The following is an 18,536-nucleotide window of genomic DNA, read 5'->3' on the forward strand; positions in this document are numbered from 1 at the left end:
AAGCGCAGCGCGAGCAGGGAAATTCCCGGATGGCGGCGCGCTGCGCCTTATCCCGGCTACCCATTGCGCCGATACGTAGCCCGGCTAAGCGTAGCGCAAGCCGGGGAAATAGCAGCTTCCTGGTCCATAAACCGTAGCCCTGCTAAGCGCAGCGCGAGCAGGGAAATTCCCGGATGGCGGCGCGCTACGCTTATCCGGGCTACTATACGTAGCCCGGATAAGCGTAGCGCAAGCCGGGGAAATAGCGGCTTCTTAGCCCAGCACCGCGGTGCCCAGACGACAGGTGCAGCAGCGCCGCCCCTTCTCGTCATACACCACTATCTCCCAGCTCTGGCTCTGGCGGCCAAGATGCAGCGGTCGGCATTCGCCGCGCACTTTCCCGCTGGAGACCGGACGATGGTGGGTAGCGTTAAGCTCGGTGCCCACCACGCACTGCCCTTCTTCGGTCATCAGCCAACCGGCCATCGAGCCCAGCGTCTCCGCCAGCGCCGCGGAGGCGCCGCCGTGCAGCAGACCAAACGGCTGATGGGTGCGCGCATCCACCGGCATCTCCGCCTCCAGCAGCCCCGCTTCCAGTCGGGTGTAGATGATGCCAAGATGCGCCACCATGGTGTTTTCGCTGCTGGCGTTCAGCGCCGCCAGCGTGAGCTCTCGCTTCCAGGCCATTTACGCCCCCAGCGTCGAGCCGCCATCGACCACAATATCCTGCAGCGTAATATGGCTGGCGTGAGAAGAGGCGAGGAACAGAATGGTATTGGCGATCTCCTGCGGGCGGGCGATTTTGCCCAGCGGGATGCCGAGCTTAAACTGCTCGCCGAAGCCGCGGATCCGCTGCTGCTCGGCATCGTCGCTGACCCACAGGGTGCGCTGCATATCGGTGTCGGTGGAGCCCGGCGACACGAGGTTGCAGCGCACGCCGCTGCCTGCCAGCTCAAGGCCAACGGTTAACGCCAGGCTTTTCAGCGCCGCTTTCGAGGCGCCATAGGCGCTCATGCCGATACGCGGCGTATGCGCGGCATCGGAGGCGACGGTGACGATCGCCCCGCCCCGCTGACGGCGGAACTGGGCCATCGTCTGCTGAAACAGATTAAACGCGCCGCCAACGTTGACCGCGAAGGTTTGCTGCCAGTCTTCCGCGCTCAGCTGGTCGGTGGCGCCCATGCGCAGGATCCCGGCGGCGTTCACCAGCACGTCCAGTCGTTCGATGTTGTTGAGCAGCCGCGCGCACACGTCGCGTACCTGGTCGGCATCGGCGACGTCGAGCATTTCGGTGGCAAACGGATAACCTGCGCCGTCAAAGGCAAGGTCGAAACCGGTGACGTTAGCCCCGGCCTCGACGAAAGCCAGCGCGGTGGCATAGCCAATCCCTTTACCTGCGCCGGTCACCCACACGGTCTGACCGTTGAAATCCAGCGCCGCCATTATTTCACCTCACGGGAGAGCAGCGCCCACCAGGCGTCGATGGTCGGGTTCTTCGCCAGCATCACGAAGTCGATATCGCCGTGCACTTTGCGCCAGCGGGCGGCCAGGGCCATCATCCGCACCGAATCCAGACCGTAGTCGATCAGATTTTCATCATCCAGCGGTTCGTCGGATTCGTCGAGCAGCGGCAGGATCAGCGCGCGCAGCGCCGCTTTGGAGGCCGGCAGCGGCAGCAGCTCTTCGGTCATCACCACGCGGCCGGAGCGGCCGGCGACGTATTTCAGCGCCATCAGGTGCTCTTCACGGCTGAAGTCCGCCAGCGCGTCGGCGACAAAGAACGGTTTGATATCGCGCATGAAAGCATCGGTGGCGGTGGTCATGCAGCCGATATGAGCATAAACGCCAGTGATGATTAGCTGGTCGCGGCCGGTCTCTTTCAACATCTCCTCCAGCGACGAGCGATGAAACGCGCTGTAGCGCCATTTCACCAGCACCGTATCCTGCTCATCCGGCGCCAGCGCGGCAATCACCTGCTGCTGCTCCGGCGAGCGGGTCAGGCCCGGCCCCCACATATCATTCAGCAACGCCCGATCTTCATCACTCTGCTCTTTCGGCTGGGCGGTGTAGTACACCGGAATGCCGTTCTGTTTGCAGAAGTCGCGCAGGGCGGCGATATTGGCCACCACTTTCTCCATCATCGCGCTTTTTTCGCCCCAGAAGTTGAGGAAATACTCCTGCATATCGTGGATCAGCAGCGCGGCGCGCGACGGCTCAAAGGCCCAGTTGACCTTGTTCGCCGGGATATCGCTGGCTTCCGGTAGCGCATATGCCTGTAATTTAGGGATTGCCATTCTCTGTTCTCCTTCAGCCCAGCTTGCCTTCGGCCAGCCACTGACGTAATTGTTTTTTATCGACTTTGCCCACCGGCGTCAGCGGCAGCGCGGCAACGCACTCCACGCGATCCGGCAATTTAAATTCCGCCACGCCCTGCTCGCGCAGGAAGCGGCGCACCGCGACGGCGCGCAGCGGCGAGGTCACCACCAGATAAGCGCAGCTTTTCTCGCCCAGCAGGTTGTCTTCGATGCTGACCAGCGCGGCGTGGATCACCGCCTCATGGCGCAGCAGCAGGTTTTCGATCTCTTCAGCGGCGATCTTCTCGCCGCCGCGGTTGATCTGATCTTTTTCCCGGCCCTGGACGGTGATATACCCGTCTTCGTCGATCGAAATCAGATCGCCGGAGCAGTAAAACCCGTCAGCGTCAAAGGCTTCTGCGTTATGCTGCGGGCTGTTGTAGTAGCCGCGGAAGGTGTACGGCCCGCGGGTCATCAGGCGGCCCACTTCGCCGCGCGGCAGCGGGTTGCCGTCGGCATCCGCTACCCACACTTCATCGTCCGGGCACATCGGGCAGCCCTGGGTATGGATGATCCGCTCCGGGCTGTCGTTAAGGCGGGTGTAATTCACCAGCCCCTCCGCCATGCCGAACACCTGCTGCAGCTGGCAGCCGATTTCCGCCGGAATGCGCGCGGCGAGGGTCGCCGACAGGCGCGCGCCGCCGACCTGCAGCAGCTCCAGCGATTGCAGTTGCGCATTGCTGCCCCATTCATGGATCGCCTGCAGCCACAGGCTGACCGCCGGCGGCACCAGCGAGGCAACGTTAATCTGATGTTGTTCAATCAGCGGGAAACAGAGGGTGGCGCTCGGGTCGGCAGCGAGGATCACCCGCCCGCCGGCGAGGAAGACGCCGAGCGAACCCGGGGAACTCATCGCATAGTTATGCGCCGCCGGCAGCGCGTTGAGGTAGCGCGTCTCAGCGTTGATCCCGCAGATCTCGTTGCTGCGGCGGATGCTGTAGTCGTAATCGTTATGGGTGCGCGGGATCAGCTTCGGCGTCCCGGTGCTGCCGCCGGAGAGCTGGAAAAAGGCCACTTCGTCGGCAGGGGTTGGATTGGCGACAAAGTTATCCGCCGGGCGGTTAATCTCCGTCGCCAGATCGCGCTCGCCGCCGTCGTTACGCAACAGTGCGACGCGCAGGGAAGGATGCTCAGCGATAAACGCATGGAGGAAGCTATCGTCAGCAAACAGCGCGTGCTCGCGATCGGCAATCAGCAGCGCCGGTTTAATCTGCGCGGCGTAGGCGTTAAGCTCGCTGCGCTGATGGCTGAACAGCGCGTTCACTGGCGCGACGCCGATGCGCAGCAGCGCAAAGAAGGTGATGTAAAACTCGGCGACGTTGCCCAACTGCACCAGCGCGGTTTCCCCGCGCTTCAGTCCCTGGCGCTGCAGCGAGCAGGCAAGGTTGTCCACCAGCTGATTAAACTGGCGGTAGCTAATCTGCCGTTCGCCATCGATAATCGCCACGGCGTCGTTTTCCGCGTGACGGGTGATCAGATTGGTTAACGGCAGATCCTGCCAGTAGCCTTTTTGACGATAGCGGGCCGCAAACTCTTCCGGCCAACGGGTAAATGCAATCATCCTTGCCTCTTAATTCAAGCCAAATACGTTAAGCATGGTGGTCAGTTTGACGCCGGTTTCGCGCCATTCACCCAGCGGCGAGGAGGCCGGAACGATGCCCGCGCCGGCAAACAGGCGCAGCGTACGCTGCTGCAGACGCGCGCAGCGGATGGTCACCACCCATTCGCCGTTGCCTTCATCGTCACACCAGCCGACGATGCCGCCGAACAGCTGGCGGTCGAAGGGTTCCAGTTCGGCAATCAGGCGCTTCGCCGCCTGATGCGGGAAACCGCTCAGCGCCGGGGTCGGGTGCAGCAGACAGGCCAGCGACATGGCGTTTTCTTGCGCCAGAGCGGTGCCTTCGATTGGTGTTGCCAGGTGCCAGAGCGTTGGGGTGGTAATCAACTGCGGCGATGCCGGCAGCGACAGCTGGCTGCTGCGCGGGCCCAGCACGCTCTTCATCGCCTGGGTCACCAGCTCGTGCTCGTGGCGATCTTTGCCGGATGCCAGCAGCCTGTTGCCCGCTTCCCGATCCAGCACATCGTCCGGTTGACGACGGGCGGAGCCAGCCAGCGGCAATGAGCTAAAGCGCGGCCCGTCTTTACGCAGCAGCAGCTCCGGGCTGGCGCCCAGCAGCACGCCGCCGTCGGAGAGCGGCACATGGAAGTTAAAGCTCGCCGGGTTCTGGGCGATCAGTCGCTCCATCAACGCGCCGCTATCGACGCGGTCGCGGGTGGTAATATCGATAAGCCTTGAGAGCACCACCTTGTCCACTTCCGGGGTGGCGGTCAGCGCGGCAGCGCGTTCCACCATGGCTAAAAACGCGTCCTGCTCCGGGATCTCCCGGCGCTCCACCACTTCCATTGTCTCCAGCGGCGCGGCGTAGCGGGCGGAACGCTGTTTTTCCGGGCGAGAGAACGCTTCCCAGCGCTCGGGGATATAGAGCTCGGAAGGCTGACAGGTGTCGAACGGGATAGCCCCCACCATCACCGGCTTGCGGATCCCCGCCGCGCGGGCCTCGGCAAAAGCGGCGGCCATCTGCTGCTGGAACTCGCCGTTCAGCGCATCGCCGCCGACAGCGGGCTGTGAGAAGCGGCGGAAGCAGCCGGAGGTGCTAAAACTGCGGTACGGCGACATAAAGAAGAAGCTGTCCGGAGACAGGGTCTGGGTGTGTTTCTGTACATCCTCAGCCAGTGACGTTTCCATATCATCCTCCAAAAACGATAAATATATTACGAATAATTATCATTTGTATTTTGGTTGGCTAACCTAAAAGGTATTGCCCGCCATGTCAACCGCGTTACGTCATTGCGCGCCACTTTGGCTTGCATCCTGCTGACGCAAAGTTGAAAATGAGACGCATTTATTACCTTTCGAATCAGGATGCGATGACGTGAACTTCTTTTCTTTCTGCCGCCGCGGTGCGCTGACCGGCATGCTGTTGCTTTTAGGAATTACCTCAGCCCAGGCGGCGGACTGGCCGCGCCAGGTCACCGACAGCTACGGGACACACACCCTGCCAAGCCAGCCGCTGCGCATTGTCTCCACCAGCGTGACCCTCACCGGCTCGCTGTTGGCGATTGACGCCCCGGTGGTCGCCAGCGGCGCCACCACGCCGAACAACCGCGTCGCCGATAGTCAGGGCTTTCTGCGCCAGTGGAGCGAGGTCGCCAAAGCCCGCAAGCTGGCGCGGCTGTACATCGGCGAACCAAGCGCGGAAGCGGTGGCCGCCCAGATGCCGGATCTGATCCTGGTGAGCGCCACCGGCGGCGACTCTGCCCTGCCGCTGTACGATCAGCTCAAAACGATCGCTCCGACGCTGGTCATCAACTATGACGATAAAAGCTGGCAAACCTTGCTCACCCAACTGGGGCAGATCACCGGCCATGAGCAGCAGGCCAGCGCGCGCATAGCCGACTTCAATAAACAGCTCGTTTCGTTAAAAGAAAAAATGAAACTGCCGCCGCAGCCGGTGACCGCCCTGGTCTATACCGCCGCCGCGCACAGCGCCAATATCTGGACGCCGGCATCGGCCCAGGGGCAGATGCTCGAACAGCTGGGCTTTAGCCTGGCGACGCTGCCGGGCGGCCTGCCCGCCAGCCATAGCCAGGGTAAACGCCACGATATCGTGCAGCTGGGCGGGGAGAACCTCGCGGCCGGTCTGAACGGCCAGAGCCTGTTCCTGTTCGCCGGCGACCAGAAAGATGCGGATGCCATCTACGCCAACCCGCTGCTGGCGCATCTCCCGGCGGTCGCAGGCAAACGCGTCTACCCGCTGGGCACCGAGACCTTCCGTCTTGACTACTACAGCGCCCTGCTGGTGCTCCAGCGTCTCTCCAGCCTGTTCGGCTAACGCGGGCCGTGCCATCAGGACGGGTACGTAACCTGAACTCTTTGCCGGGCGGCGCTCCGCTTGCCCGGCCTACAATACCCGAGACCGTAGGCCCGGTAAGGCGCAGCCGCCACCGGGCATCAGGACGGGAACGCGGCCTGAACTCTTTGCCGGGCGGCGCTGCGCTTGCCCGGCCTACAATGCCAGAGTCCCCCAGGCCAGACCGTAGGCCCGGTAAGGCGCAGCCGCCACCGGGCATCAGGACGGGTACGCAACCTGAACTCTTTGCCGGGCGACGCGGCGCTTGCACCGGCCTACAATGCCCGAGACTGTAGGCCCGGTAAGGCGTAGCCGCCACCGGGCAATCGCACCCTACTTAACTTTCGTTGACGATTTCCGGGCGCTGGAAACGGCGCAGCTCGCGTAGCAGCCCCACCAACAGCACGCCGACGAGGGCCAGCGCCCAGCCGCTGGCGCTGGCGGATGCCGCCGGGGTCATCACCGCCCCTAATCCGCCGAGCAGCGCCGCGCCGATGGCGTCGCCGGTGACGTTTTGCGCGGTCCACAGACCATTAATCCGCCCGAGCATATTTTCCGGCGTCTGGGTCTGGATCAGGGTGTACTGCAGCAGCGAGCTAATAGCGCTCAGCCAGCCAAACAGCGCCAGGCACAGCGCGCCCAACGCCCAGTGCGGCATCAGGCTGAACAGCGCAATGGCGACAAACGATCCCACCGTGGTCGCCAGCATCAGCGCACCCGGCCGCACCGTCTGGGCCAGTTGGCCGCTGGTCAACGCCCCCAGCGCCGCACCGAGCGGAATAGCGGCATACAGCAGGCCAATCTGTCCGGCCGACATCTGCCAGCTCCCGGCCAGCGCCGGATAGAGCACCCGCACCGCGCTGGCCATGGTCAGCAGACCGCCAAGCAGCGCAATCCCGCCGATAAGCGGGCTCTGACAGAGGAAGGTCAGCCCCGCCAGCAGAGATCGCAGCGGATGCTCGCGCGGCTGCGGAGGCGGCGGCAGCTGCGGCAGACGCAGCAGGGTTAAGGTGGTGATAAAGGTCCCCGCCGCCGCCAGGCCGAAGTTCCAGGACACGCCGCCGGTGGCCAGCAGCAGGCCGCCGATCATCGGCGAAATCACCGAGCCAAGGCGCACCGTCAACATGGTGATGGCCCCGGCCTGCATCAGGTTTTCCCGCCCCACCAGCGCCGGGGTCGCCGCCAGCAGCGCGGTCACCCCCAACGAGGCGAAGAACCCGTCCCAGATCCCCAGCAGGTAGATCGCCGCCAGCGACGGCTCCGGCAGCAGGGCGTTCAGACACAGACCGACAAAGCCCACGCCGCAGGTGCCGCGCGCCAGCAGGATCAGGCGTTTACGTTCATAGCGGTCAGCCAGCACGCCCCCCACCATCAAGCCAACAAACATCGACGCGCCGGTCAGCGTCACCGACAGCCCGACCTGCCAGGTCGAATGGGTCATCATCTGGATCTGGACCGGAATGGCCACGCCCAGCAGGCCAAGCGACAGAATAGAGATAAAGCGAGCGATAAAAACGGCGCGAAACGCCGGGTGAGTTTTCAGCAGGCTGAGATTGAGCAGCCAGGATTGTCGGTTCATTACAGCGCCTTGTCGTTATTTTTAATACCCTTTTTACTGTGGGTCATGCTACCATAGCTGAATAAAATCGATAACGATAATTACTATCATTATCATATCAGGGATGTCAGTTATGTCGTTTTCTACGACCGCGGTACGCTCTGTCGCCGTGCCCGGATTGTTGCTGTTACTCGCCTTAGCCGCCGCGCTTAGCCTGACCATCGGCGCCAAATCGTTGCCGATCGGCACGGTATTCACCGCCTTCAGCGGAACCTGTCAAAGCGCCGACTGCACCATCGTGCTGGACGCGCGCCTGCCGCGTACCCTGGCCGGTCTGCTGGCCGGCGTCGCCCTCGGTCTCGCCGGCGCGCTGATGCAAACGCTCACCCGCAACCCGCTGGCCGACCCCGGCCTGCTGGGGGTCAACTCCGGCGCCAGCTTCGCCATCGTCCTCGGCGCGGCGCTGTTCGGGATCACCTCCCCGCAGGAGCAACTGCTGCTGGCGTTTTGCGGCGCGCTCTGCGCCTCGCTGCTGGTGGCCTTTACCGGCAGTCAGGGCGGCGGCCAGCTGAGCCCGGTGCGCCTCACCCTCGCCGGGGTCGCCCTTGCGGCGGTGCTGGAGGGGCTGTCCAACGGCATCGCCCTGCTCAACCCGGACGTCTACGATCAGCTGCGCTTCTGGCAGGCCGGTTCGCTGGATATCCGCACCCTGCAGACGCTGAAAATTGTCCTGCTGCCGGTGGTGATAGCGGGGATCGCCGCCCTGCTGCTGAGCCGGGCGCTTAACAGCCTGAGCCTCGGCAACGATACCGCCACCGCCCTCGGCAGCCGCGTCGCCCGCACCCAGCTGATCGGCCTGATCGTCATCACCGTCCTGTGCGGCAGCGCCACCGCCGTCGTCGGCCCCATCGCCTTTATCGGCCTGATGATGCCGCATATGGCGCGCTGGCTGGTGGGGGCCGATCATCGCTGGTCGCTGCCGGTCACCCTGCTCGCCACCCCGGCCCTGCTGCTGTTTGCCGACGTGATTGGCCGCCTGCTGGTGCCCGGCGAACTGCGGGTATCGGTGGTGAGCGCCTTTCTCGGCGCGCCGGTGCTGATCTGGCTGGTGCGCCGCCAGCCGCGGGGAGGTGGCCTGTGATTGCCCCGTCCCGCCGCCTGATAGCCAGTTGCCTGGTGCTGATGGCCGCCAGCCTGCTGATTTCCCTGCTCGGGCTGGCGCAAGGCCCGGTGCCCCTGACGATTGACCAGGTGTTCTCGGCGCTGTTCGGCGATGCGCCGCGCAACGTCGCGATGGTGGTGAACGAATGGCGGCTGCCGCGGGTGTTAATGGCGCTGCTCATCGGCGCCGCGCTCGGCGTCAGCGGCGCCATTTTCCAGTCGCTGACCCGCAACCCGCTCGGCAGCCCGGACGTGATGGGCTTTAACACCGGCGCCTGGAGCGGCGTGCTGGTGGCGATGGTCCTCTTCGGCCAGAACCTGACGGCGATTGCCCTGGCGGCGATGGCCGGCGGGGTGTTGACCTCGCTGGTGGTCTGGCTGCTGGCCTGGCGCAACGGGATCGAGACCTTCCGCCTGATCATTATCGGCATCGGCGTGCGCGCCATGCTGGTGGCATTCAACACCTGGCTGCTGCTGCGCGCCTCGCTGGAGACCGCCCTTTCTGCGGGCCTGTGGAACGCCGGATCGCTTAACGGCCTGACCTGGGGTAAAACCTGGCCGTCGGCGCCGCTGATCCTGTTGATGCTGGTGGGCAGCGCCCTGCTGGTTCGCCGGATGCGACTGCTGGAGATGGGCGACGATACCGCCTGCGCGCTGGGGGTACAGGTCGAGCGTTCGCGCCTGCTGCTGATGCTGGTGGCGGTGGTGCTCACCGCCGCCTCGACGGCGCTGGCCGGGCCGATCTCATTTATTGCGCTGGTGGCGCCGCATATCGCCCGCCGCCTGAGCGGCACGGCCCGCTGGGGACTGACCCAGTCGGCCCTGTGCGGCGCGCTGCTGCTGGCGCTGGCCGATTACGGCGCCCAGCGGCTGTTTATGCCGTGGCAGCTGCCGGTTGGCGTGTTAACCGTCAGCCTCGGCGGTATTTACCTTATTGCATTGTTGATTCAGGAGTCCCGCAAAAAATGAGTGCTGTCCCCTCCCGTTTGCGCGGCGAGCAGTTAACCCTGGCCTACGGTAACAAGACCATCGCCGAGTCGCTGAACGTGACCATCCCTGACGGCCACTTCACCGCCATTATCGGCCCCAACGGCTGCGGCAAGTCAACGCTGTTGCGCACCCTCAGTCGCCTGATGACGCCGGCCAGCGGCCACGTCTGGCTCGACGGCGCGCAGATCCAGCAGTACGCCAGTAAAGAGGTTGCCCGCCGCATCGGGCTGCTGGCGCAGAATGCCACCACTCCTGGCGATATCACGGTGCAGGAGCTGGTGGCCCGTGGGCGCTATCCGCACCAGCCGCTGTTTACCCGCTGGCGCAAAGAAGATGAAGAAGCGGTGAACAAGGCGATGCGGGCGACCGGGATCAGCGATCTGGCGCTGCAGAGCGTCGATACGCTTTCCGGCGGCCAGCGGCAGCGGGCGTGGATTGCGATGGTGCTGGCCCAGGAAACGGCGATTATGCTGCTGGATGAGCCAACCACCTGGCTGGACATCAGCCATCAGATCGACCTGCTGGAGCTATTGAGTGAGCTGAATCGCGAGAAGGGCTATACCCTGGCGGCGGTGCTGCACGATCTTAACCAGGCCTGCCGCTACGCCACCCACCTGATCGCCCTGCGCGACGGCAAGATCGTCGCCGAGGGGGCGCCGAAGGAGATCGTCACCGCCGATCTGATTGAACGGATTTACGGTCTGCGCTGCACGATCATTGAAGATCCGGTGGCGCATACGCCGCTGGTGGTACCGCTGGGCCGCCGGTAATCTCCTCTTTCGCCGGCTTGCGCTACGCTGAGCCGGGCTACCTGCTGTAGCCCGAACTCAACCGTTACCCCAGAATCTCCCTGACCACCGGGCCGATGGCTTCAAAGGCCTGCGGGGAGATAATGTCGACGTGGGCGCAGTTCTGGCTGAACACCTCCAGTTCCGCCACCCACGGGCCCCATACGACCTGCGGATCCATCCCCGCCTGCCGCGTCTTCTCCGCCACGAAAAGCGTCGCCTTGCCGTCAAACTTCGCGCTGTGGGCGGTGGTTAACAGCCGCACCGCATCGGCATAGTTACCTTCGATAGCGCTGAACAGCTCGCCGGAGGCTTGCCCTTGCTGGGCGGCGAGGAACGCTTCGCGCTCGCGGTCGATCTCCGCCAGTACCTCGGGATCCAGCCCGTTGGCCTCTTTCTCTGCCCAGTTTTGCGTCTCCGGCGGCCAGGTATCCAGCAGGCCGAGGAAGGCCACCGCTTCGCCGCGCTGGCGCAAGCGGGCGGCAATCCCCTGGGCTAAGGTGCCGCCCAGCGAATACCCAAACAGGTAATAAGGGCCGTGCGGCTGCTGCGCCAGCAGCGTGCGCAGATGGTGCTCGCACACCTCGTCGAGGCTGGCGGCGCTGGCCATCGGCCCCTGCGGGCGCGGCGACTGAATACCGGTTATTGACCAGCGCGGGCTGAGATAGCGCGCCAGCACGCTGAACTGCCAGGCGAAGCCGGAGGCCGGATGGAAGCAGAACAGCGTCGGGCCGTCGCTCTCGCGCAGCGGCAGAAGCGTATCCAGCCCCAGGCGCCGGGCCTGCTCATCGCTGAGATCGGCAGCCAGCAGCGCGCTCAGTTTGCCCACCGTCGAGGCCACCATCACCTGCCCCGGGGTCACCTGCCGCGCCAGCTGGCGGCTGAGCTGTGCCGCCAGACGCATCGCCAGCAGAGAATGACCGCCGAGGGCGAAGAAATCGGCGTCGATATCGTTCACCTCGCAGCCCAGCAGCTGGCTGAAGGCCGTGGCGACAAGGGTTTCCATCCCGGGCTCCGGCGGCCGGCCGCTGCGCTCCCCGCCGAGGGTCGGCAGCGGCAGCGCTTTGCGGTCCAGTTTGCCGTTGGCGCTAAGCGGCAGCTCAGCGAGCTGCATCAGCACCACCGGCACCATATGCGGCGGCAGCTGTTCCGCCAGCCGCGCTTTCAGCGCCGCGGTATCCAGCGGCAGGCCGGAGTCAGAGACCAGATAGCCCACCAGCTGTCGGGCATCGCCGCCGGTCGCCGCCGCCTGATTGAAGACGCAGGCGTGACTCACCGCCTGCGCCACGTCCGGCAGGCCCGACATCACCCGGTCAATCTCGCCAAGCTCGATGCGCTGCCCGCGGATCTTCAGCTGGTCGTCGCTGCGGCCAAGATACTCCACCGCGCCGTTCGTCAGCCAGCGCGCCACGTCGCCGGTGCGATACATCCGCTCACCGGGGGCAAACGGGTCGGCGATAAAGCGGCTGGCGGTGAGGTCCGGACGTCCCAGATAGCCCTGCGCCAGCTGGATGCCGGTGAGATAAAGATCCCCCGCCACCCCCGGCGGCACCGGGCGCATCGCGGCATCGAGAATGCGCAGCCCGGTGTTCCACACCGGCCAGCCAATCGGCACGCTGCTGCCGGTCACCGCCGCCAGCTCAGGCCCGCAGGCCGGATACCAGCTGACGTCCACCGCCGCCTCCGTCGGGCCGTACAGGTTATGCAGCGGCGCGCCGGTTAAGCGCTCCCACTCGCGGCACAATTCCGTCGGCAGCGCTTCGCCGCTGCAGAATACCCGCCGCAGCGTGCGGCAGGCAGCGACGCTGTCGGCATCCAGCGAGGCGACAAACGCCGCCAGCATCGACGGCACAAAGTGGGTGGTGGTCACGCCGTAGCGGGCGAAGAACTGCTGCATCGCCTGCGGGTCGCGGTGCGCCTCCGGCTCGGCCATCACCAGCTGCGCGCCGGCGATAAACGGCCACCAGAACTCCCACACCGACACGTCGAAACTGCACGGCGTTTTCTGCGCCACCACGTCGTCGGCAGATAACGGATAGCGATCCTGCATCCACAGCAGGCGGTTGACGATGGCGGTCTGGCCGACCATCACCCCTTTCGGCCGCCCGGTGGAGCCAGAGGTAAAGATGATGTAGGCGGTATGGTCCGGTTTTGACAGCGCCAGCGGCGCGTCATCCCCGGCGGCCAGCGGCTGCTGATAGCAGAGGCTTTCCAGCCCCGGAATATCGCTGAAGCGGGCCAGTTGATCCTCCGAGGTGATCAGCAGCGACGGCCGGGCGTCTTCCAGCATCATCCGCAGGCGGTCGTCCGGGTAACCGGTGTCCAGCGGCAGCCAGGCGGCCCCCGCTTCGACAATGCCATGCAGCGCCAGGGTCAGGAACACCGAGCGCGGCAGGGCCACCGCCACGCTGTCGCCCGGCTTCACGCCGCGCTGACGCAGCAGCTGCGCGAGCGCCACCACCTGCTGACGCATCTCGCGATAGCTGAACTGCCAGTGGGCGTCCGCCAGCGCCGGGGCATCCGGGGTCTTCCGCGCCTGGTCGGCCACCAGCGCGCTGAGGGTGGTGGCAGGCAGCGGCACAGCGGTATCGTTGACCGCCGCCAGCCGGGCCAGCTCGTCGGCGGAGAGCATCTCTGCTTCGCCGCAGCGCAGCGCCGGATCGGCGGCGAACTGCGCCAGCAGCGCGGTCAGTCTCGCCACATGGCGACGGAGCTCGGCTTCGTCGTACCGGGCCTTGTTGGCGAGGATCTCCAGCGACAGCCCGCCGGTCTCATCCGGGAACAGCGCCAGCTCGAGATCGTTGACCGGGCCGGTGGCGAGGGTGTGGGTCAGTGCCTGCACACCATCGATATCCAGCTGGTAATCAAAGACTTTGACGTTCAGCACCGGACCGAACAGTGGTTCGTCCCCTGCCGCTTTACCGCTGTCGCGAACGATCTGTTCGGCGTCATAGCGCTGATGGCGGCGCATCTTTTTCAACTGAGCGGCGAGGCGCATCGCCAGGTCTGCCAGCGTCTCCTGGGCGTCAATATGCACCGCCAGAGGCAGGACATTGAGCACCGGCCCCGTCGAGGTCAGCGCGGCTGAACCCATCCGGCGCATAAAGATAAAGCCCGCCGCGTAGTCCATCCGGTTGCACAGGCGGCCCAGCCACAGCGTGGTGAGCGCCAGCGCCAGGTCAGCGGGCTGACACTGCGGCGCATGGCCAGCCAGACGGCGGAAGGCGTCGGCGTTCATCTCCAGCTTCATCCGCCAGATATCGCTCCCGGCGGCGCGTCCGCCCAGCGGCGCGGCAGAGAGTGAGGCTGGCGCCGGTAACGCCTGGCGCTGAGCCTGCCAGAAGGCTTTATCCCGCTGCCAGGCCTCGCTGCCGGCGTAGCGCTGGTACTCGTCCACCACCTCGGCGAAGGGGGTGAAAGGCGACTCAGGAGTGGCTTCCCCCCGCTGCCAGGCGCGGTAAATGGCGGCGATCTGCCGGGTTATCGCCGGGAAGCTGAAGCCATCCACCAGCAAGTGGTGATAACGCTGATACCAGTACCAGCGGTCGTCGCCGACGCGCAGCAGCTGATGGCACACCAGCGGGTTGCCGCCGTCGACACGCAGATCCTGCGCCAGGTCCGCCTGCATCCGCTCCGTGGCGGCGCGATGCGGATCCGGCGCCGTACGCAGGTCAATGATCGACGGTTCGCCAAAGGTGCGGTCGGCCGCCACCCACTGCCAGACTTCCCCCTCCTCTTCCTCAAAGCGCAGGCTGAGAGTGTCCGCCTGCTGCAGACCGGCGACAATCGCCTTACCCAGCAGCGCCGGGTCGAGCGCGCCCCGCAGTTCAACATAGTGGGCCACGCTCCAGGCGCCTGGCAGAGTGGAGAGGCGCTCGGCCATCCAGATCCCCGGCTGCGCGGCAACCAGCGGTAAACGAGTGGTCATTGTCAGCTCCTTATGACGCATGATGGGCGGGGGTCAGGGTTGACCAGTTGGCCGCCAGCCAGGCGTTGCAGGCCTCGGCCGACTGCGGGGGGCACACCACCGCCCAGCCGGCAGGCAGGTCGCAGTGCGCCGGCCACAGGCTGTACTGCTGCTGATCATTGCGCAGAATGTAAAACTGCCCTTGCGGATTGTCGAAGGGGTTACTGAATTGCATATCAAACTCCTGTCGTAAAGCGCGGTGCTAAGGGTGCGACAGCAGAGGCTGCCAGAGCTGGATAAGCCCTGCCGTCAGCCCGCCGCGCCAGCAAAGCGCATCATGCCCGCCGTCAACCTGACGCCAGAAAATCGTCTGCTGTGTCGTAGTGAGTTGCGCCAACAGCGCCTGGTTGGCGCGAAAAATAATCGGTTCACGCTGGCCCGCTTCCAGCCAGATGCGCAGCCCGGCCGCGGACACCTCACCCTGGCGAAGCTGTTCGCCGATAAAGCCCGTCCCGCAGCCATCGCGATGCGGCCACCAGTAGGAGCCTGACTGGCTGAGTACGCAGCCAAAGCGCTGCGGCCAGTTGAGGGCGGCGAACATCGCCGCCAGGCCGCCGAAGCTTTGCCCGGCCACCACTGTCCGCTCCGGGCGGTCGCTGAACGGGGCATGGCCGCGGATCAGCGGCAGGAGCTCCTCCTGCACCGCCAGCCAGAAATCGCGGTGACAGGGCAGCTCAACCCCGCGGCGCTGGTTGTCGATCGCGTCGATCAGCAGGTAGACCGCCGGCGGCAGTCTCTCTTCGCGGGTCAGTGCGGCCAGCGGCGACCACACCGGCATGCTCTCGGCCCAGAACTGGCCGTCGAGCAGGATCGCCAGGGGCCGCGTTTGCGGGTCGACGGCCTCGCCGGTGGTGTAGATCCAGACCCGGCGATGGTTGCCCAGACGCGCGCTGCGCCACTCAAGGCATCGGGCGGGAGGATGCGCCTCATTAAACTGGTCCCAGCCGGGCTGCGCGGGCGCCTGCGGCATCTCCAGGGCCGACACGCCATGGCCGCGTCCGCCCTGCCAGCTGTGCGGGTTCAGCGGATCGGCTATCGCCCGCGGCAGCAGTTTGCGCCAGCCTTCGCGCAGCAGCGCGCGGTCGGGCGCGTCAGCGCTGAACACCTCAGGGGAAAAATCATCGTCACGGTCGGAGGGAATAAAACAGTAGCTACCGCGCCAGGTCGGCGACAGGGTGGTTCGCCAGGACCAGGCGTCGGTCCCGGGCAGACGCGTCAGCGATTGCGGCCGCGCATTCTGATGGTGGTCGGTCACCCCGGTGATATAGAGCCATACCCGACGGCGCGGAGAGTGCGTTTCATCCCCCGCCGGATGCCGCCACCAGAACGTCACCTCGATGGCGTCATCCACTGCGCGGCACTGCGGCCCCTGCAGGGTTTGCCACCACTCCTCGCTTCCTGTCCTTAACATTCTGTCATTAACCCTATGTATATCGTGACTTTTTTAATTAATTGTAATTCTTTATTGATAATATTATTGATAACTATTTGCATTTGCAATAGCGTATTAGCGCGCCGTGGGAAGCGCGTCTTTCACAAAACATGTCGAAGAGAGCTTATTCAGCTAGCGACGGAGTGCCTTTGCCCTCTTCCGGCAACATTTATGCCGCCTCCCCTCCCGGTGGGAAGGGGCGTTTGGGGAACGTGGCGACTAAAGAGCAGGAATAACAATGAATAACAGGATCAAATCCCTGGCCTTGCTGGTCAATCTGGGAATTTACGGGGTTGCTTTTCCGTTAAGCGCAGCGGAAACCGCCACCGACGATAAAAACAGCGCTGCTGAAGAGACCATGGTGGTCACCGCCGCCGAGCAGAATCTGCAGGCGCCGGGCGTCTCCACCATCACCGCCGATGAGATCCGCAAACGCCCGCCAGCGCGCGACGTCTCGGAGATCATTCGCACCATGCCGGGGGTCAACCTGACCGGCAACTCCACCAGCGGCCAGCGCGGCAATAACCGCCAGATTGATATCCGCGGCATGGGTCCGGAAAACACCCTGATCCTGATCGATGGCAAGCCGGTCACCAGCCGCAATTCCGTGCGCCTTGGCTGGCGCGGCGAGCGCGACACCCGCGGCGACACCAGCTGGGTGCCGCCGGAGATGATCGAACGCATCGAAGTGATCCGCGGCCCGGCCGCCGCCCGCTACGGCAACGGCGCCGCCGGCGGGGTGGTGAATATCATCACCAAAAAAACCGGCGATGAGTGGCACGGCTCATGGAACACCTATATGAACGCCCCGGAGCACAAGGATGAAGGCTCCACCAAACGCACTAACTTCAGCCTCAGCGGCCCGCTGGGCGGCGATTTCAGCTTCCGTCTGTTCGGTAACCTCGACAAAACGCAGGCCGACGCCTGGGATATCAACCAGGGCCATCAGTCCGAACGTACCGGGATCTATGCCGACACCCTGCCTGCCGGGCGCGAAGGGGTACAAAATAAAAACATCGATGGTCTGGTGCGCTGGGAATTCGCCCCGATGCAGTCGCTGGAGTTTGAGGCGGGCTACAGCCGCCAGGGCAACCTCTACGCCGGCGACACCCAGAACACCAACTCCAACGACCTGGTGAAAGAGAACTACGGTAAAGAGACCAACCGTCTGTATCGCAACACCTACTCGGTCACCTGGAACGGCGCCTGGGACAACGGGGTGACCACCAGCAACTGGGCGCAGTACGAGCGCACCCGCAACTCGCGCAAAGGCGAAGGCCTGGCCGGGGGCACCGAGGGGATCTTTAACAGCAACCAGTTCACGGATATCGATCTGGCGGATGTGATGCTGCACAGCGAAGTCAGCATCCCGTTCGACTATCTGGTTAATCAGAACCTGACGCTGGGCAGCGAGTGGAACCAGCAGCGGATGAAGGATAACGCCTCCAACACCCAGGCGCTGTCGGGCGGCACCATACCGGGCTACGACAGCACTGGCCGCAGCCCGTACTCGCAGGCGGAAATCTTCTCGCTGTTCGCTGAGAACAACATGGAGCTGACCGACACCACCATGCTGACCCCGGCGCTGCGTTTCGATCACCACAGCATCGTCGGCAATAACTGGAGCCCGTCCCTCAACCTGTCGCAGGGCCTGTGGGACGACTTCACACTGAAGATGGGCATCGCCCGCGCCTATAAAGCGCCGAGCCTGTATCAGACCAACCCGAACTACATTCTCTACAGTAAAGGCCAGGGCTGCTACGCCAGTAAAGACGGCTGCTATCTGCAGGGGAATGAAGATTTAAAAGCCGAGACCAGCATCAACAAAGAGATTGGCCTCGAGTTTAAACGCGACGGCTGGCTGGCGGGCGTCACCTGGTTCCGCAACGACTACCGCAACAAAATTGAAGCGGGCTATGCCCCGGTCTATCAAAACAATAAAGGTACCGATCTCTACCAGTGGGAAAACGTGCCGAAAGCGGTGGTGGAAGGCCTGGAGGGGACGTTGAACGTGCCGGTGAGCGAGACCGTGAACTGGACCAACAACATCACCTATATGCTGCAGAGTAAGAACAAAGAGACCGGCGATCGTCTGTCGATTATCCCGGAATACACGCTGAACTCCACCCTGAGCTGGCAGGTTCGCGATGACGTTTCGCTGCAGTCGACCTTCACCTGGTACGGCAAGCAGGAGCCGAAGAAGTACAACTACAAGGGTCAACCGGTTACCGGCAGCGAGAAGAACGAGGTCAGCCCCTACAGCATCCTCGGCCTGAGCGCGACCTGGGACGTCACCAAATATGTCAGTCTGACCGGCGGCGTGGATAACGTCTTCGACAAGCGCCACTGGCGCGCGGGCAACGCCCAGACCACCGGGGGCGCCACCGGCACGATGT

14 protein-coding genes are annotated in these 18,536 nt (G+C 64.4%); 5 read left to right on the forward strand and 9 right to left on the reverse strand.

All coding sequences use genetic code 11. The features are described from left to right. Positions 1-252 precede the first annotated feature (252 nt). Genes entH through entC form a run of 5 tightly spaced genes read right to left on the reverse strand, consistent with a single transcriptional unit; the run spans position 253 to position 5,079 of the window. Positions 253-666 (reverse strand): proofreading thioesterase EntH, encoded by a 414-nt coding sequence (gene entH / locus CW267_RS18985; RefSeq protein WP_008805589.1) that lies wholly within the window; start codon positions 664-666, stop codon positions 253-255. Beyond that, positions 667-1,422, reverse strand: coding sequence for a 2,3-dihydro-2,3-dihydroxybenzoate dehydrogenase EntA (gene entA, locus CW267_RS18990; protein ID WP_038422253.1), 756 nt, complete (start codon positions 1,420-1,422; stop codon positions 667-669). Beyond that, positions 1,422-2,273: an enterobactin biosynthesis bifunctional isochorismatase/aryl carrier protein EntB gene (entB, locus tag CW267_RS18995; RefSeq protein ID WP_048267646.1), complete on the reverse strand. Its 852-nt coding sequence runs from the start codon at positions 2,271-2,273 to the stop codon at positions 1,422-1,424. The genes entA and entB overlap by 1 nt, the downstream gene beginning before the upstream one ends. A gap of 13 nt (positions 2,274-2,286) precedes the next feature. Further along, positions 2,287-3,894 (reverse strand): (2,3-dihydroxybenzoyl)adenylate synthase EntE, encoded by a 1,608-nt coding sequence (gene entE / locus CW267_RS19000; protein ID WP_048267645.1) that lies wholly within the window; start codon positions 3,892-3,894, stop codon positions 2,287-2,289. 9 nt (positions 3,895-3,903) lie between these two features. Beyond that, the gene (entC, locus tag CW267_RS19005; protein WP_023322214.1) at positions 3,904-5,079 is read right to left on the reverse strand and encodes an isochorismate synthase EntC; all 1,176 of its coding nucleotides are present in this window, start codon (positions 5,077-5,079) and stop codon (positions 3,904-3,906) included. Positions 5,080-5,266: 187 nt separating this feature from the next. Here entC and fepB point away from each other — a divergent pair, with 187 nt between their 5' ends. Next, the gene (fepB, locus tag CW267_RS19010) at positions 5,267-6,226 is read left to right on the forward strand and encodes a Fe2+-enterobactin ABC transporter substrate-binding protein (protein ID WP_012542488.1); all 960 of its coding nucleotides are present in this window, start codon (positions 5,267-5,269) and stop codon (positions 6,224-6,226) included. 355 nt (positions 6,227-6,581) lie between these two features. Here fepB and entS read toward each other — a convergent pair whose 3' ends face one another. Continuing rightward, complete coding sequence (gene entS, locus CW267_RS19015; protein ID WP_060619268.1) at positions 6,582-7,823, reverse strand: enterobactin transporter EntS; 1,242 nt, start codon at positions 7,821-7,823, stop codon at positions 6,582-6,584. Positions 7,824-7,935: 112 nt separating this feature from the next. Between entS and fepD the strand changes: the two genes are divergently transcribed. From fepD to fepC, 3 genes are read left to right on the forward strand one after another with little or no spacing between them, the layout of a single operon-like run. After that, entirely contained in the window at positions 7,936-8,943 is a 1,008-nt protein-coding gene (gene fepD, locus CW267_RS19020) for a Fe(3+)-siderophore ABC transporter permease (RefSeq protein WP_023297205.1), read from the forward strand. Continuing rightward, entirely contained in the window at positions 8,940-9,932 is a 993-nt protein-coding gene (fepG, locus tag CW267_RS19025; RefSeq protein ID WP_012968727.1) for an iron-enterobactin ABC transporter permease, read from the forward strand. The genes fepD and fepG overlap by 4 nt, the downstream gene beginning before the upstream one ends. Continuing rightward, positions 9,929-10,723, forward strand: coding sequence for an iron-enterobactin ABC transporter ATP-binding protein (fepC, locus tag CW267_RS19030; protein ID WP_012542491.1), 795 nt, complete (start codon positions 9,929-9,931; stop codon positions 10,721-10,723). The genes fepG and fepC overlap by 4 nt, the downstream gene beginning before the upstream one ends. A gap of 64 nt (positions 10,724-10,787) precedes the next feature. Here fepC and entF read toward each other — a convergent pair whose 3' ends face one another. From entF to fes, 3 genes are read right to left on the reverse strand one after another with little or no spacing between them, the layout of a single operon-like run. After that, complete coding sequence (gene entF / locus CW267_RS19035) at positions 10,788-14,669, reverse strand: enterobactin non-ribosomal peptide synthetase EntF (protein ID WP_100781595.1); 3,882 nt, start codon at positions 14,667-14,669, stop codon at positions 10,788-10,790. Positions 14,670-14,679: 10 nt separating this feature from the next. After that, positions 14,680-14,883, reverse strand: coding sequence for an MbtH family protein (locus CW267_RS19040; protein ID WP_004178967.1), 204 nt, complete (start codon positions 14,881-14,883; stop codon positions 14,680-14,682). Between the two features lie 27 nt (positions 14,884-14,910). After that, entirely contained in the window at positions 14,911-16,119 is a 1,209-nt protein-coding gene (fes, locus tag CW267_RS19045) for an enterochelin esterase (RefSeq protein ID WP_100781596.1), read from the reverse strand. Between the two features lie 259 nt (positions 16,120-16,378). Here fes and fepA point away from each other — a divergent pair. Continuing rightward, positions 16,379-18,536, forward strand: a 2,158-nt coding sequence (gene fepA / locus CW267_RS19050; protein ID WP_101148647.1) for a siderophore enterobactin receptor FepA, incomplete at its 3' end; no start/stop codon positions are given.

Source organism: Klebsiella sp. X1-16S-Nf21, assembly GCF_002837615.1.
GTDB classification, from domain to species: Bacteria; Pseudomonadota; Gammaproteobacteria; order Enterobacterales; family Enterobacteriaceae; genus Klebsiella; species Klebsiella variicola.

Bases quoted from the DNA above. Each gene is read 5' to 3' on its own strand.
- entS (WP_060619268.1), bottom strand. From the start codon at position 7,823: ATGAACCGACAATCCTGGCTGCTCAATCTCAGCCTGCTGAAAACTCAC.
- entH (WP_008805589.1), bottom strand. From the start codon at position 666: ATGGCCTGGAAGCGAGAGCTCACGCTGGCGGCGCTGAACGCCAGCAGC.
- entF (WP_100781595.1), bottom strand. From the start codon at position 14,669: ATGACCACTCGTTTACCGCTGGTTGCCGCGCAGCCGGGGATCTGGATG.
- fepC (WP_012542491.1), top strand. From the start codon at position 9,929: ATGAGTGCTGTCCCCTCCCGTTTGCGCGGCGAGCAGTTAACCCTGGCC.
- fepD (WP_023297205.1), top strand. From the start codon at position 7,936: ATGTCGTTTTCTACGACCGCGGTACGCTCTGTCGCCGTGCCCGGATTG.
- entB (WP_048267646.1), bottom strand. From the start codon at position 2,273: ATGGCAATCCCTAAATTACAGGCATATGCGCTACCGGAAGCCAGCGAT.
- fes (WP_100781596.1), bottom strand. From the start codon at position 16,119: ATGTTAAGGACAGGAAGCGAGGAGTGGTGGCAAACCCTGCAGGGGCCG.
- entC (WP_023322214.1), bottom strand. From the start codon at position 5,079: ATGGAAACGTCACTGGCTGAGGATGTACAGAAACACACCCAGACCCTG.
- entA (WP_038422253.1), bottom strand. From the start codon at position 1,422: ATGGCGGCGCTGGATTTCAACGGTCAGACCGTGTGGGTGACCGGCGCA.
- entE (WP_048267645.1), bottom strand. From the start codon at position 3,894: ATGATTGCATTTACCCGTTGGCCGGAAGAGTTTGCGGCCCGCTATCGT.
- CW267_RS19040 (WP_004178967.1), bottom strand. From the start codon at position 14,883: ATGCAATTCAGTAACCCCTTCGACAATCCGCAAGGGCAGTTTTACATT.